13 protein-coding genes and 2 tRNA genes are annotated in these 15,029 nt (G+C 45.1%); 2 read left to right on the top strand and 13 right to left on the bottom strand.

The annotated features are described in order from the left end of the window. The first annotated feature begins 7 nt into the window (after window positions 1-7). The gene (locus R7E29_RS15240; protein WP_054576313.1) at window positions 8-1,021 is read left to right on the top strand and encodes a peptidase U32 family protein; all 1,014 of its coding nucleotides are present in this window, start codon (window positions 8-10) and stop codon (window positions 1,019-1,021) included. A 20-nt stretch (window positions 1,022-1,041) separates the two neighbouring features. Next, window positions 1,042-1,920, top strand: coding sequence for a U32 family peptidase (locus R7E29_RS15235; RefSeq protein ID WP_054576345.1), 879 nt, complete (start codon window positions 1,042-1,044; stop codon window positions 1,918-1,920). 51 nt (window positions 1,921-1,971) lie between these two features. Here the strand turns inward: R7E29_RS15235 and R7E29_RS15230 are convergent, their stop codons facing one another. The 13 genes from R7E29_RS15230 to secG form a co-directional block, all read right to left on the bottom strand. Continuing rightward, on the bottom strand, window positions 1,972-3,318 hold the full coding sequence (locus R7E29_RS15230; protein WP_054576314.1) for an MATE family efflux transporter: 1,347 nt from the start codon (window positions 3,316-3,318) through the stop codon (window positions 1,972-1,974). Between the two features lie 124 nt (window positions 3,319-3,442). Further along, window positions 3,443-3,865, bottom strand: coding sequence for a MarR family winged helix-turn-helix transcriptional regulator (locus R7E29_RS15225; protein ID WP_005380103.1), 423 nt, complete (start codon window positions 3,863-3,865; stop codon window positions 3,443-3,445). A 99-nt stretch (window positions 3,866-3,964) separates the two neighbouring features. Next, window positions 3,965-4,885: a lipoprotein NlpI gene (nlpI, locus tag R7E29_RS15220; protein WP_005380101.1), complete on the bottom strand. Its 921-nt coding sequence runs from the start codon at window positions 4,883-4,885 to the stop codon at window positions 3,965-3,967. A gap of 178 nt (window positions 4,886-5,063) precedes the next feature. Then, window positions 5,064-7,199, bottom strand: a complete 2,136-nt coding sequence (pnp, locus tag R7E29_RS15215; RefSeq protein ID WP_054576315.1) for a polyribonucleotide nucleotidyltransferase — start codon at window positions 7,197-7,199, stop codon at window positions 5,064-5,066. 292 nt (window positions 7,200-7,491) lie between these two features. Beyond that, window positions 7,492-7,761, bottom strand: coding sequence for a 30S ribosomal protein S15 (rpsO, locus tag R7E29_RS15210; RefSeq protein ID WP_005380094.1), 270 nt, complete (start codon window positions 7,759-7,761; stop codon window positions 7,492-7,494). Window positions 7,762-7,902: 141 nt separating this feature from the next. Next, window positions 7,903-8,856 (bottom strand): tRNA pseudouridine(55) synthase TruB, encoded by a 954-nt coding sequence (gene truB, locus R7E29_RS15205; protein WP_005380088.1) that lies wholly within the window; start codon window positions 8,854-8,856, stop codon window positions 7,903-7,905. Next, a complete protein-coding gene (gene rbfA, locus R7E29_RS15200; RefSeq protein WP_005380087.1) occupies window positions 8,856-9,251 on the bottom strand; it encodes a 30S ribosome-binding factor RbfA in 396 nt (131 codons plus the stop codon). The genes truB and rbfA overlap by 1 nt, the downstream gene beginning before the upstream one ends. A gap of 114 nt (window positions 9,252-9,365) precedes the next feature. Beyond that, entirely contained in the window at window positions 9,366-12,077 is a 2,712-nt protein-coding gene (gene infB / locus R7E29_RS15195; RefSeq protein ID WP_005380086.1) for a translation initiation factor IF-2, read from the bottom strand. A 22-nt stretch (window positions 12,078-12,099) separates the two neighbouring features. Continuing rightward, window positions 12,100-13,587, bottom strand: coding sequence for a transcription termination factor NusA (gene nusA, locus R7E29_RS15190; protein WP_005380084.1), 1,488 nt, complete (start codon window positions 13,585-13,587; stop codon window positions 12,100-12,102). A 36-nt stretch (window positions 13,588-13,623) separates the two neighbouring features. Beyond that, window positions 13,624-14,079, bottom strand: a complete 456-nt coding sequence (gene rimP, locus R7E29_RS15185; RefSeq protein WP_005386424.1) for a ribosome maturation factor RimP — start codon at window positions 14,077-14,079, stop codon at window positions 13,624-13,626. 225 nt (window positions 14,080-14,304) lie between these two features. Further along, window positions 14,305-14,381: transfer RNA gene (locus tag R7E29_RS15180), tRNA-Met, on the bottom strand. 56 nt (window positions 14,382-14,437) lie between these two features. After that, window positions 14,438-14,521, bottom strand: a tRNA-Leu gene (locus tag R7E29_RS15175). Between the two features lie 16 nt (window positions 14,522-14,537). Further along, complete coding sequence (secG, locus tag R7E29_RS15170; protein WP_005380080.1) at window positions 14,538-14,876, bottom strand: preprotein translocase subunit SecG; 339 nt, start codon at window positions 14,874-14,876, stop codon at window positions 14,538-14,540. Window positions 14,877-15,029: the final 153 nt, after the last annotated feature.

Raw genomic sequence — 15,029 nt, 5'->3', positions numbered from 1 at the left:
TGAGCATATGGAACTCTTGTGTCCCGCGGGTAACCTGCCTGCGTTAAAAACTGCGATTGATTGCGGTGCCGATGCCGTCTACATTGGTTTCAAAGATGATACCAACGCCCGTCACTTTGCTGGCCTCAACTTTAACGGCAAAAAGTTAGAAAAAGCGGTGCAATACGTTCATGACCGCAATAAAAAAATTCATGTCGCGTTGAATACCTTCGCTCATCCCAATGGCTTCGAGCGCTGGACGAACGCAGTAGACAATGCAGCGGCACTGGGTGTAGACGCGCTGATTGTTGCAGACATTGCAGTGCTGGAGTACGCGGTTCGCAAATATCCCGATCTGGAACTACACCTTTCAGTGCAAGCATCAGCGACCAACGTCGCAGCCATTGATTTTTACAAACAAAACTTCAACGTAAAACGTGTGGTACTACCTCGCGTTTTATCGATTCATCAGGTCAAACAGCTTTCGCGCAACATCACTAGCGATGTCGAGTTAGAAGTCTTTGCTTTTGGTAGCCTTTGTATCATGTCTGAAGGTCGCTGCTACCTATCGTCATACATGACAGGTGAGTCTCCAAACACTGTGGGAGCATGCTCTCCAGCTAAGTACGTTCGCTGGCAAGAAACAGAAAATGGTCTGGAATCCCGCCTTAACGACATTTTGATCGATCGCTACAGCACCGGTGAAAATGCGGGCTACCCTACCTTGTGTAAAGGTCGTTTCGAAGCTGAAATCGAAGGCGAGAAAAAACGCTACCACGCACTGGAAGAACCAACCAGTTTGAACACCCTCTCTATGCTGCCAGAACTATTTGCTGCAAATGTGGCTTCTGTAAAAATTGAAGGTCGCCAACGTAGCCCTGCTTACGTAGAACAAGTCACTCGAACATGGCGAGCCGCGATTGACCGTTACCAAGCAAACCCAGAAGCTTACCAAGTCGAAGCGGCTTGGGATGCCGCATTGGCAAACGTGTCTGAAGGTACGCAGACCACACTTGGTGCTTATCACCGCAAATGGCAATAGAGGTTAAGATGGATAATTCAATGAAATACGCGCTTGGCCCGCTGTTGTACTTCTGGCCAAAACAAGACATCGAAGCGTTTTATGAACAAGCGAAATCAAGCTCCGCGGACATCATCTATCTTGGGGAAACCGTATGCTCAAAACGTCGAGAAATGAAGCCTTCGCATTGGCTTGAAATCGCAAAAGAGCTGTCTGCATCTGGCAAGCAAGTGGTGCTATCAACGATGGCACTACTAGAAGCTCCGAGTGAAGTAAACATAATGAAGAAGTACATCGACAACGGTGACTTCGCGATTGAAGCAAATGACGTATCTGCTGTTCAATTGGCATCAGAGCATAAAGTGCCTTTCGTCGTTGGCCCTGCAATCAATACTTATAACGCACACACGCTCAACTTATTTTTGAAGCAAGGTATGATGCGTTGGTGCATGCCTGTCGAACTCTCTCGCGAATGGTTAAACGATACTTTAGTTCAGTGTGACGAGCTTGGTATTCGTAACAAGTTTGAAGTTGAGGTATTTAGCCACGGTTATTTGCCTTTAGCGTATTCCGCTCGCTGTTTCACAGCCCGAGCTGAAAACCGAGCGAAAGACGATTGCGAAACCTGCTGTATCAAATACCCTACGGGTATCCAGGTCAGCAGCCAAGAAGGGCAAGAAGTCTTTAACCTTAACGGCATTCAAACACAGTCAGGGTATTGCTACAACCTCATCAATGACTTACCAAGTATGAAAGGGCTGGTTGATGTGGTCCGGTTAAGCCCTCTTGGTATGGACATTTTTTCAGAGTTAGAGCGTTTTCGCTCAAACGAATACGGCGATAATCCTGAAAAGCTCGAAAGCCGCCAATGCAATGGCTATTGGCATCAACTAGCGGGCTTAGAAGTAAAAACCATTTAATCCTTAAAGATAAAAGCGAGGCCTAGCCTCGCTTTTATCTGTTAGCTTTTGTTAGCAGGCTTGCACCCTTGGTTCGACAGAACTCTCATTAAGCAGCTTTTTCACATCTCGCCACAACATACTGATCACGACCAAACTCAATGCAATGTTAGACAATGGGAAAGCTAACCAAATACCTGTCACGCCGAAAAGTTTCGGCATAATGAACAAGAATGGCAACTGGACCAGCATGTTGCCTAGTGTTACAAACATAGCTTTGCTGCCTTTGTTTACTGATTGATAGTACGCGGCCGCCACAACTAAAAAACCATCTAAGAACAACGCAAACATGTGTAAACGAATCCCGATCACGGTGCTATCAATCAACTGTTGGTCAGCATTATTAAACACCGCAACCAGTTCGTACGGGAAAAGGTTCATCAAAACAACGAACGCCCCCCCACCAAGCACAGATGTCCCCATCGCGACCTTTAATAACTTTCTGATGTTCTCCTGATTACGTGCACCGTGGTTGAAGCTCACTAAAGGCTGCATACCATTCGCAATTCCTTCGGCTATCAGATAGTAAACCGTCACGATGTACCCCAAAATGGCGTACGCTCCGATCAACATTGCACTTCCGTATTGAGCAAATAACGCGTTGTGCAGTGCCACCATCACAGAGCCGTAGGCGTACATAAAGAAACTTGATGTACCTATCATGATAATCTTTGGTGCAGCATCAACCTGAACTTTGAAATCGCGGATACGAAGGCGTAATGTTGCTTTTGAAGTAAAGAAGTAACCAATACCGAGCACAGTGACCACTAATTGTGCAAGTGCAGTGGCAATAGCGGCTCCGGTTAACTCCCACTCCAACCAAGCAATAAATACGTAGTCTAATACAATGTTAATAACGGCACCGATGACCATCAAAATCGTTGCTAAGTTCGGGCTGTCGTCATTGCGTAATAAAAACGGAACTGCGATAGAACCCAACGTGAATACGCACGCGACAATCAGAATATGCAAATATTGCAGCGCAAGTTCAAACACTCGCCCTTCCGCACCTTGCCAGCGAATAAATTCATCCGAAAACAAGAACAATATTGTAGCAACGACCGGCATCAATGCCGCTAACAACGTCAATCCGGTCGTTAGGATTCGCTTAGCGCCTTCATGATCGTTCTCTCCTTGCTTGATCGAAGTCAGCGCGCCAGTCCCCACCCCAATCATCATTCCTATACCGAGGATCGAACCGATAATAGGCCACGCAACATTGATCCCAGCTAATCCGTCAGCGCCAACATAACGGCCAATAAAAATGCCATCAACTATTTGATACAAACCGTTTACGAGCATTGCTGCGACGGTTGGAATCGTATATTTCCAAAACTGTCTATAAATTGAGTTTTGCATGACTGTCACCAGTAGTTAGCAAAGCTAACCATTTAATTAGCAAGACTAACTAAATGGTTAAATTAAATAAAAGAAAGATGAAACAACAAAAACTAAACCATACAGCTGAGGCCTTTGCTTTAGTTTAAAATGACTTATTACTCAATGCTTTATTCAATAAAGCTTGTAACTGTTCAGCTTCTTGCTGATTTAATTGTTGCATCATTTGGTCAGAGATATCTTTGTACACTACCTGCTCCAAAGACATTTTTTCTGCGACTTCTTCCGTAAGCAACACACGCTTAGCACGAGCATCCTCATTACATGCGATGCGTTTCACCAAACCCTTTTTTTCCAAACGCACAACCATTGTCGATGCGGAAGGCTTAGTCACTTGCAGCTCTTCTGCAAGATCGGTTATTCGCACACCCTCAGGGTAAACCTGAATCACACGTAAATAATCGAACTCATTAAAGCTTAGATGTGATAATGGATCTTCTTTGGCATAGACACGCCAAGCTTTGGCGCAAAAACGCTCTAAATCAATCAAGCTTTCTTCTAATGCCATAAAAGCCACCACCACTTAGTTAGCAAGACTAACTATTTTAAATGAGTCACTCATCAAGTTCAATCATAAAAAAAGCCGCTCTCATCGAGCGGCTCTAAATCATTCAATTTCCAGCTTCTTGGCAGCCTTTAACTTGGCCAATCTATCTTGCTGTAATTGATCGTAAATTTGCGCCAATTCCAAGAAAGAATAGCGATGCTCAACATAATCGTAAACGTTGAACGAAATCGCGAGCTTATAAAGTGAGATGGCACTTGCGATATCACCTTCAAGCTGATTACGCTTTCCAAGGTAGAAATACGTTTCCGTCAATCGTTCAGCTAGGCGATAGTTCTCTCTCGTTCCATCCATAATTGCTTTAAGCGCGTCTTCGTCCGAGACGTCTCGTAGCATGATAGCAACAAGAACCCATCCCCACTCTTCACTACGATCTCGTAAATAACGCTGTTGAAGATTGGCTTTTGCTTGCTCTGGATTTTGCTCAGCTTCGATGATGTACAGCCATAATGAACGAAAAGGATCCGTTGGCATTTCTTGATAGTGCTTGGTCATATCTTCTAAAGCGAGATCGATTCGGCCACCATAATACAGTGCAATCGCACGGTTGCGCTCAGCATAGGTATTATCAGGAGCCAACTCTATGGTCGAGTCAAACGCTTCATATGCCGCATCAAACTCTCCTACTTGGGTAAAGTATACTCCCAAAAGATTGAAGATGTCCGGCTGAGCAGGATTCAACTGCAAAGACTGGTTAAAGTCCAAACGGGCAAGATCACGCAAACCAACGCTATCGTAGTAGCTACCGCGCTCATAATGCATTTTAGCGCGCACTTCATCACTAAGGTCGGGACGTTGTAGCAACTGCGAGAGACGCGCGATTTGTACTTCTTGTTGAACACTAGGCTGAAGTGGCACCGCCATCGGTGGATATAACCACTTTTGTGCTGATTGTTGAGAAGTATTTGCACAACCGGTCAGCGCGATAGCAACACATAAAATTGCGGTTTGAAACCATTTCACTAATTGATACTCCTGTTTGGACCGCTCAAGATTTGTTTCTCTTAATGCAATATAGGCGATAACCTCGTTTGAGGTTAATACATCGAAACAAACCAAAAAAGGGGAGCGAAAATGCTCCCCTTTTATAACATGCTTTCAGGCCCTTAATCTAATAAAAGGCTGAAAGTCTCATTTTGTCTTACTCGTCTTTAGCAGCCGGTGCTTCAGCAGCAGCTTCTTCAGCTGGCTTTTCTACCGCTTCTTTCATGCTTAGACGTACACGGCCTTGGCGGTCGATTTCAAGAACTTTAACTTGAACTTCTTGACCTTCAGCTAGGTAGTCAGACACTTTCTCTACGCGTTTTTCTGCGATTTGAGAAATGTGTACAAGACCATCTTTGCCTGGAAGAACCGTTACGAATGCACCGAAGTCAGCTAGACGTGCAACTTTACCTGTGTAGATACGGCCCACTTCCACTTCAGCAGTGATCTCTTCGATACGGCGGATAGCTTCTTTCGCAGCAGTGCCTTCAGTTGCCGCAATCTTGATAGTACCGTCGTCTTCGATTTCGATAGTTGTACCAGTCTCTTCAGTTAGAGCACGGATAACTGCACCACCTTTACCGATAACGTCTTTGATCTTCTCAGCGCTGATCTTCATCGTGTGAATACGCGGAGCAAATTCAGAGATGTCTTCACGAGCACCAGAGATTGCTTCATCCATTACAGATAGGATGTGCTTACGTGCGCCTTGAGCTTGGTTAAGCGCAATTTGCATGATTTCTTTAGTGATGCCTTCGATCTTGATGTCCATTTGAAGTGCAGTGATACCAGTGTTAGTACCTGCTACTTTAAAGTCCATGTCACCTAGGTGGTCTTCATCGCCAAGGATGTCAGAAAGTACAACGAAATCGTCACCTTCTTTAACAAGACCCATTGCGATACCAGCAACAGATGCTTTGATTGGCACACCTGCGTCCATAAGTGCAAGAGAAGTACCACATACTGAAGCCATTGAAGATGAACCGTTAGATTCAGTGATTTCCGATACAACACGTACTGTGTATGGGAACTCATCAACAGAAGGCATTACTGCAGCAATACCACGCTTCGCCAGTTTACCGTGGCCGATTTCACGACGCTTAGGAGAACCTACAAAACCAGTTTCACCTACACAGTATGGAGGGAAGTTGTAGTGCAGTAGGAAGTGATCTTTACGCTCACCAGTTAGCTCATCGATGATTTGAGCATCACGCTGAGTACCTAGCGTTGCCGTAACGATCGCCTGAGTTTCACCACGAGTGAATAGCGCGCTACCGTGAGTACGAGGAAGAACACCAGTACGTACATCTAGTGCACGAACCATGTCTTTTTCACGGCCATCGATACGAGGGTTACCTGCAATAATACGGCTACGTACTACTGTCTTCTCTAGATCATGGAAGATAGTGTGGATTTCTTTTGTATCTGCTTCAGGATCTTCAGCAAGAAGAACTTCATTTACTTCCGCAGCGATCTCATGGATGCGGTCGTAACGAGCCATTTTCTCAGTAATTTGGTAGGCCTCAACAAGTTTAGCTTCTGCTAGATCAGCAATCTTATTTTTAAGCGCTGTGTTCTCTTCAGGAGCAACCCAATCCCAAGCAGGAGTTGCAACTTCTACTTTGAATTCGTTGATAGCTTTAATAGCAACTTGTTGTTGGTCATGACCATAAACAACCGCCGCTAGCATTTCTTCTTCAGTTAGGTTGTCCGCTTCTGACTCAACCATCAGTACTGCTGACTCTGTACCTGCAACAACAAGGTCAAGCTTAGAAGTTTCTAGTTCAGTTTGGCTAGGGTTAAGTACAAGCTGACCATCGATATGACCAACACGCGCCGCACCGATAGGGCCGTTGAATGGAATGCCAGAGATAGCAAGAGCAGCAGAAGTACCGATCATTGTAACGATATCTGGCTGAACATCTGGGTTTACAGACATTACTGTCGCGATAACCTGAACTTCGTTTTTAAACGCGTCTGGGAATAGCGGACGGATTGGACGGTCGATTAGACGAGCTGTTAGCGTTTCGCCTTCAGAAGGACGACCTTCACGTTTGAAGAAGCCGCCTGGGATTTTACCCGCAGCGTAAGTACGCTCTTGGTAGTTAACCGTTAGTGGGAAGAAGTCTTGACCTGCAACGGCTTCTTTTTTACCTACAACAGATACGAATACAGACGTATCATCCATTGTGACCATAACTGCTGCTGTAGCTTGACGTGCAATAACGCCAGTTTCTAAAGTAACTGTGTGGTTACCGTACTGGAACGTTTTAACAACTGGTTTTTCGAACATTGTTATTCCTTGTTTCTAATCTTCCTTTAGTGCTTAAAGAAATCTTAGATGTGTTAATTGACACTCAAGGCATTACGAATCGCGACTAGTAAAAAGAAACTCGGAAATTCCTTTTGAATAGTCGCGACCTTTTGGTCGACGTGGTTGACTGTAATGCTATGAGCTTTTGAGAAAACCTCTTACAAGGTTTAGCCGCCAGTATTATAACGGCATAAGTCTAATTTGGCTAAATTTAGGCAACAAAAAAGGGGCATAAAGCCCCTTTTTAGACAAACTGCTATGCAGTCGCTGATTAGCGACGTAGGCCTAGACGTTTGATTAGGTCTTGGTAGCGAGCTAGGTTTTTACCTTTTAGGTAATCTAGAAGCTTACGACGACGAGAAACCATGCGTAGAAGACCACGACGGCTGTGGTGATCGCCTTTGTGCGCTTTGAAGTGACCTTGTAGGTGGTTGATAGAAGCTGTAAGTAGAGCTACTTGAACTTCTGGTGAACCAGTGTCGCCTTCGCCTTGTGCGTATTCTGCAACGATTGCTGCTTTAGTTTCTGCATTCAGAGACATAATTCTCTCCTAATAAGAGTAGGTTTAAAGTTGTAGCAGCCAATCTCTGATTCAGCCGCTACGCGAAGCGCGGATTATAGGGAAATTTCCTATCTCGTGCAATATAAAAATACCGACACTCAGGTCGGTATTTTCAATCATTTACTTGGATGCAACGTCATCTCGGAACACGACCAATCGCTTAGGAGCGATTTTGCCATCTTCGTTCATTTCGCCAACGCCAATAAACAAGCGTTCTTCACCCATAGTAAGGCGAAGTGAGCCCTCAGTCGGAGCACCAAATACTTGAACGGGCTGCCCATGTTGGACCATATTCGCCAGTTCAGGCACCAAGTTGACTTCTGGTAAGTCTTCTACCGCTGTATCCATTGGCAAAAGCAGTGGGTCCAGTAGCTCTCGAGGTGCTCGTTCCTCGCGGTGAGCTTGCTCTAGCAACTCATTTAGTTGCTCGAGTGTTACCATATTCTCGTAAGGGTATTTAGCAACACCAGTACGACGAAGCATAGTTACGTGCGCACCACAACCTAACATTTCGCCCAGATCATCAACGATAGTACGAATATAGGTACCTTTAGAGCAGTGCACTTCCATCTCTACTTCATCGCCTTCAAAACGGTGAAGAACAATCTCATATACCGTGATCTTACGAGATTCACGCGGAACTTCGATGCCTTTACGAGCGTATTCATACAAGGGTTTACCTTGATACTTCAACGCAGAGAACATGGAAGGCACTTGATCAGATTCACCACGGAACTGATCGATGCACGCCTCTAGCTTGTCTAACGTAACATCGACTGGACGAGTCTCTACAACTTCACCATCCGAGTCAGACGTATTGGTACGTTCACCCAGCTTTGCGATCACACGGTAGCGTTTATCAGAATCAAGAAGAAACTGAGAAAATTTTGTCGCTTCACCCAAGCAAATTGGCAGCATGCCTGTCGCTAATGGGTCCAAGGCTCCAGTGTGGCCTGCTTTCTCAGCAAAGTAGATTCGCTTTACTTTTTGCAGTGCATCATTGGAAGAGATACCTGTTGGTTTGTCCAACAGTATAACGCCATTAATTGGACGACCTTTACGACGACGAGCCATTATTCTTCGTCCTCACGACCAGAATCTTTTTGCTTTTGTTTGTCTGAACTAACGACTTCAGACACTAGGTTAGACATACGCATACCTTCAACAAGCGTATTGTCATAGTGGAAGCGGATTTCTGGCGTTAAACGTAGACGAATACGCTTACCTAACATCATGCGAATGTGCACTTCGTGCTCACGTAGCGCTGCTAGACATGATTCTGGTGTTTGCTCACCCACACACAGGAAGGTCACAAATACTTTTGCGTAAGCTAGGTCACGAGAGACTTCTACGTCTGAGATCGTCACCATGCCAAGGCGAGAGTCACGAACTTCACGTTGAAGGATCATCGCTAGTTCTTTTTGCAGCTGCTGTGCAACGCGCTGCGTGCGGCTAAATTCTTTTGACATATCTTTACTCTTATATAGAAAGAATGGGGGGTTGGTCAAAGCCAGCCCCCCATGGTGTATTCAACAACCAATTACTACTTATCTTTCAAAGACAATATTAGTAATTTTAGTCAATTAGTCTAGAGTACGTTTAATTTCAACGATTTCGAAGACTTCGATTTGGTCACCAACGCGAACATCATTGTAGTTCTTAACGCCGATACCACATTCGTAGCCATTCTTAACTTCTTGAACGTCATCTTTGAAACGACGTAGTGACTCTAGTTCACCTTCGTAAATAACAACGTTATCACGTAGTACACGGATTGGGTTGTTACGCTTGATCACACCTTCTGTAACCATACAACCAGCGATAGCGCCCAGTTTCGGTGACTTAAACACGTCACGAACTTCAGCAAGACCAATGATCTCTTGCTTGAATTCTGGAGCAAGCATACCGCCCATTGCTTGTTTCACTTCGTCAATCAATTGGTAAATGATTGAGTAGTAACGTAAGTCAACAGCTGCGGCTTCAACAGCACGACGAGCAGAAGCATCTGCTCGAACGTTAAAGCCAAGGATGATTGCGTTTGAAGCTTCCGCTAGTACTACGTCAGTTTCAGTAATACCACCAACACCAGAACCAACGATGTTCACTTTAACTTCGTCAGTAGATAGCTTAACTAGTGAGTCTGCGATTGCTTCTACAGAACCTTGAACGTCTGCTTTAAGTACAACGTTAAGTTCAGCAACTTCACCAGCAGTCATGTTAGAGAACATGTTCTCTAGTTTAGATTTCTGCTGACGAGCAAGTTTCACTTCACGGAACTTACCAGCACGGTAGTTAGCTACTTCACGCGCTTTACGCTCGTCACGAACTACTGTTGCTTCATCACCTGAAGATGGTACACCTGAAAGACCTAGGATCTCTACAGGGATAGATGGGCCAGCCGAAGTAATTTCTTTACCTAGCTCATCACGCATTGCACGAACACGGCCGTATTCTTGACCACAAAGAACGATGTCGCCTTTGTTTAGTGTACCTGATTGAACAAGTACTGTTGCAACTGGACCACGACCTTTATCTAGGCGAGATTCAACAACAACACCAGATGCCATGCCTTCAGCTACAGCTGTAAGTTCAAGAACTTCAGACTGAAGAAGGATTGCTTCTAGAAGACCATCGATGTTTGTACCCTGTTTAGCAGAGATGTGAACGAACATGTTCTCACCGCCCCACTCTTCAGGAATAACGTCGTATTGAGCAAGCTCGTTCTTAACGTTATCTGGGTTCGCGTCTTCTTTATCGATCTTGTTCACAGCAACAATTAGAGGAACGCCTGCCGCTTTCGCGTGCTGAATCGCTTCTACTGTTTGTGGCATTACGCCATCGTCTGCTGCAACTACAAGAACAACGATATCTGTTGCTTGAGCACCACGAGCACGCATTGCAGTAAACGCTGCGTGTCCAGGAGTATCAAGGAACGTGATCATGCCGTTGTCTGTTTCAACGTGGTACGCACCAATGTGCTGAGTAATACCACCCGCTTCGCCAGAAGCAACGTGTGTGCGACGGATGTAGTCAAGTGTTGACGTTTTACCGTGGTCAACGTGACCCATGATAGTAACAACTGGAGCACGTGGAACTGCTTCCGCGTTAGTGTCACGGTCAGATAGTACCGCTTCTTCCAGTTCGTTCTCTTTACGAAGAACTACTTTATGGCCCATTTCTTCAGCAACAAGTTGTGCTGTTTCTTGGTCGATCACTTGGTTGATAGTCGCCATAGCGCCCATCTTCATCATTACTTTGATAACTTCTGTCGCTTTAACCGACATCTTGTTAGCGAGTTCTGATAGAACGATCGTTTCGCCAATTACAACGTCTTGCTTAGCAACCGTTGCTGACTTATCAAACCCGTGCTGCATTGAAGTCGGCTTAGCAAGTTTGCCCTTACGACCTCTACCGCCACGTTGGTTGTTACGGCCACCGCGAGCTTGGTCGTCTTTACCCGAAGCTGCTTTTTTCTTCTTACGACGACCGCCTTCTACTTTGCGATCTGCTTCATCTTCGGCTTCACGTGCGTATTGTGAAGTCGTTACATGGTAATCTGTATCTTCCATATCACCCTTTTTCTCTTCTGCAGCAGACCAACGCTCTTTATTCTTTTCAGCCAATTCGCGAGCTTCTTCAAGCTTGCGCTGACTTTCCTCTTCAGCCTTACGCTTAGCTTCTTCTTCCTGACGACGTTTAAGCTCGTCGGCCTCTTTTCGCGCTGCTTCTTGCTTAATTTTCTCTTCAGCATCACGCTTTGCTTTTTCTTCAGCATTACGTTGTGCATTCGTATCTACGTCTCGCTTCGCTTTTTCTTCAGCTTCACGTTTCGCTTTTTCTTCCGCTTCACGTTTTGCAGCTTCTTCAGCTTCACGTTTTGCAGCTTCTTCAGCTTCACGTTTTGCAGCTTCTTCTGCTGCACGTTTTGCTGCTTCTTCTGCTTCACGTTGTGCTGCTTCTTCAGCTTCACGTTTCGCTTCATCTTCAATTGTGCTGCGCTTCACGTATGTACGTTTTTTGCGCACCTCAACCTGAACATTCTTACTCTTACCACCACCCGCGTTCACACTAAGTGTACTACGAGTTTTACGCTGAAGCGTAAGGCGAGTCGGCTCTGAATCACCTGATTTATCACCGTGTTCTTTCTTTAAATGAGAGAGAAGCTTCTGCTTCTCTTCATCAGTAACATTGTCAGAGCTCGCCTTTTTAATGCCAGCGTCAGCAAGTTGTTCAATCAAGCGGTCGACTGGCGTACCAATCTCATCACTCAGTGCTTTAACTGTTAATTGTGTCATGCCGCTTCCTCCTTGCCGAAAATTATGCTTCTTCGCCGAACCAACAGATGTTACGTGCGGCCATAATTAGCTCACCTGCACGTTCTTCGGTCAGGCCTTCGATACCTTCTAAATCGTCAATACCTTGGTCAGCAAGATCTTCCAGTGTCGCTACACCTTTCGCTGCCAATTTAAATGCCATCTCACGCTCAAGACCTTCAAGTGCAAGTAGGTCCTCAGCTGGTTCTAGACCTTCAAAAGACTCTTCTTGTGCTAGTGCGATCGTCGTTAGTGCATCTTTTGCACGTCCACGAAGCTCTTCGATTAGTTCTTCATTCAAACCATCGATTTCTAGTAGCTCGTTAACTGGCACGTATGCGATTTCTTCTAGCGTTGAGAAACCTTCTTCAACAAGAAGTTGAGCGAAGTCTTCTTCAATATCTAGGTACTTCATGAAGTTTTCAATAGATGCTTGTGATTCTTCAGCGTGTTTCTTCTGAAGATCAGCAACTGTCATAACATTCAGTTCCCAACCTGTTAGTTGAGATGCTAGACGCACGTTTTGACCGTTACGACCAATAGCTTGCGCTAGGTTGTCAGCTTCAACTGCGATGTCCATTGAGTGTGCATCCTCATCAACGATGATAGAAGCAACATCAGCTGGCGCCATTGCGTTGATAACGAATTGAGCTGGGTTATCATCCCAAAGAACGATATCGATACGCTCACCACCAAGTTCGCCAGAAACAGCTTGTACACGTGCACCACGCATACCAACACACGCACCTACAGGGTCGATACGTTTGTCATTTGTTTTGACAGCGATCTTAGCGCGAGAACCAGGATCACGTGCTGCGCCTTTCAACTCGATAATATCTTCTGCGATTTCAGGCACTTCAACACGGAACAGTTCTGCCAACATTTCTGGCTTAGAACGAGTGATGAACAATTGGAAACCACGTGCTTCAGGCGCGACTTTGTAAAGAAGGCCACGTACGCGGTCGCCTGGACGGAAGTTTTCACGAGGAAGTTGGTCATCACGCAGGATTACCGCTTCAGCGTTATTACCAAGATCAAGCACGATTGTGTCACGGTTTACTTTTTTCACGACACCAGTGATTAGATCACCTTCATTGTCGATGAACTGTTCAACGATTTGTGCGCGCTCAGCTTCACGAACTTTTTGTACGATAACTTGCTTAGCAGTTTGAGTCGTAATACGGTCAAACGTTACTGATTCGATTTCGTCTTCTACGTAGTCGCCAAGCTCGATTGAATCATCTTCGTATTGCGCTGCTTCTAGTGAGATCTCTTTTGTAGGGTTCTCAACGTCATCAACAACTAACCAACGGCGGTAAGTTACAAATTCACCGGTTTTACGGTCAATGGCAACACGTACGTCGATTTCGATTTCGTATTTTTTCTTTGTAGAAGTTGCTAGAGCAATCTCAAGAGCCTCAAAGATACGCTCACGAGGTACCGCTTTTTCGTTCGATACCGCTTCTGCTACCGCTAAAATTTCTTTACTCATTGTATTTAGCCTCTAAGCTTAAACTTTTTTAGGGAACTAAAATTTAGGGATCAGGTTAGCTTTGGAAATGTTACTTAGAGCAAACTCTTCTTGCTGACCGTCTACAGTAATTGTCACTGTTTCGCCATCAACACCGTGGATAATACCTTTCCACTTACGACGGTTTGCTACAGCCATTTTCAATACGATGCTGACCTCGTGACCAATAAATTGCTCGTAATGTGCTGCTTTAAAAAGTGGTCTTTCTAAACCTGGAGAAGACACTTCTAGGCTGTAAGCAACAGAAATTGGATCTTCAACGTCTAAAACTGCACTAACTTGGTGGCTAACTTCTGCACAGTCGTCTACGTTAATACCATTTTCATGGTCAATGTAGATACGTAACGTTGAGTGCGCGCCTGCACGAATGAATTCTAATCCAACTAACTCATAACCTGATGCCGCTACTGGCGCGTCAAGCATTTCAGTAAGTTGTCTTTCTAAACCAGTCATTTAACCACTCCAGAAACAAAAAAAGGGCTCAGAGCCCAATCAAAAAACCAAGCAGTATCTGAGCTATTTCAAAAAGCTCAGATAACAAAAAACCCCGATAGTCGGGGTTTTATGCTGCTGGACCCTGATACGTTAAGAATAGCCAACAATTGCTTTTCTTAACTCGTAGTGTGGTTAGCACTACGCAAACTTGCCAATCTACGATTTCCTTTTAAAGAAAGAGATTGGTTGCGGGGGCCGGATTTGAACCGACGACCTTCGGGTTATGAGCCCGACGAGCTACCAAGCTGCTCCACCCCGCGTCCGACTTGCTGAGCATTATACTCGCAAACAAGTGATTTACAAGTTTGTAAATACATGGTGCCGAGAGAGGGACTCGAACCCTCACACCTAAGGCACTAGCACCTCATGCTAGCGTGTCTACCAATTTCACCATCTCGGCATCAAAACCTTACAGCTTATTGAGGAATTTCATCACCCGCAGGGGCAGGAACTTCACTCGCTGCATCCTTAACTTGTTCGACAACTGGTTGACCTAACGTTGGGTCTACCCATTGTGATTCAGTCTGGTGCGTAGACATACGACCAAGTAACAAGCTAACGATAAAGAATACGGTTGCTAAAATAGCAGTTGTTCGGGTTAAGAAATTACCTGAGCCGCCAGCACCAAACACTGTGTTTGAAGCACCAGCACCGAACGAGGCTCCCATATCTGCGCCTTTACCTTGTTGAATCAACACAAGGCCAATCACACCAAGCGCTGCCAACAGGTAAATCACAAGTAGAACTGAAAACATTTTTTCCACCTATGTTCCAAATTGTTGAGCCAGCGCCGTTCAAAAGAACAAATCATAATGAACAAGGCTAGCGACCTCCTAACGGGAGGCGGAGCAATACTAGCGAAAGCCAGTAACGCTGACAAGGGAAAATTAGTAAAAAATCAATGCCAA

Origin of the sequence: Vibrio sp. Vb1729, from assembly GCF_033338655.1 — a bacterium.
Taxonomy (GTDB): domain Bacteria; phylum Pseudomonadota; class Gammaproteobacteria; order Enterobacterales; family Vibrionaceae; genus Vibrio; species Vibrio alginolyticus.
Note: the sequence above shows the minus strand (reverse complement) of the source record. Positions and strands in the feature narration are given on the sequence as shown.

Bases quoted from the DNA above. Each gene is read 5' to 3' on its own strand.
- R7E29_RS15225 (WP_005380103.1), bottom strand. From the start codon at position 3,865: ATGGCATTAGAAGAAAGCTTGATTGATTTAGAGCGTTTTTGCGCCAAA.
- R7E29_RS15235 (WP_054576345.1), top strand. From the start codon at position 1,042: ATGAAATACGCGCTTGGCCCGCTGTTGTACTTCTGGCCAAAACAAGAC.
- rpsO (WP_005380094.1), bottom strand. From the start codon at position 7,761: ATGTCTCTGAATGCAGAAACTAAAGCAGCAATCGTTGCAGAATACGCA.
- infB (WP_005380086.1), bottom strand. From the start codon at position 12,077: ATGACACAATTAACAGTTAAAGCACTGAGTGATGAGATTGGTACGCCA.
- nusA (WP_005380084.1), bottom strand. From the start codon at position 13,587: ATGAGTAAAGAAATTTTAGCGGTAGCAGAAGCGGTATCGAACGAAAAA.
- R7E29_RS15240 (WP_054576313.1), top strand. From the start codon at position 8: ATGGAACTCTTGTGTCCCGCGGGTAACCTGCCTGCGTTAAAAACTGCG.
- secG (WP_005380080.1), bottom strand. From the start codon at position 14,876: ATGTTTTCAGTTCTACTTGTGATTTACCTGTTGGCAGCGCTTGGTGTG.
- rbfA (WP_005380087.1), bottom strand. From the start codon at position 9,251: ATGTCAAAAGAATTTAGCCGCACGCAGCGCGTTGCACAGCAGCTGCAA.
- truB (WP_005380088.1), bottom strand. From the start codon at position 8,856: ATGGCTCGTCGTCGTAAAGGTCGTCCAATTAATGGCGTTATACTGTTG.
- rimP (WP_005386424.1), bottom strand. From the start codon at position 14,079: ATGACTGGTTTAGAAAGACAACTTACTGAAATGCTTGACGCGCCAGTA.
- pnp (WP_054576315.1), bottom strand. From the start codon at position 7,199: ATGTTCGAAAAACCAGTTGTTAAAACGTTCCAGTACGGTAACCACACA.
- R7E29_RS15230 (WP_054576314.1), bottom strand. From the start codon at position 3,318: ATGCAAAACTCAATTTATAGACAGTTTTGGAAATATACGATTCCAACC.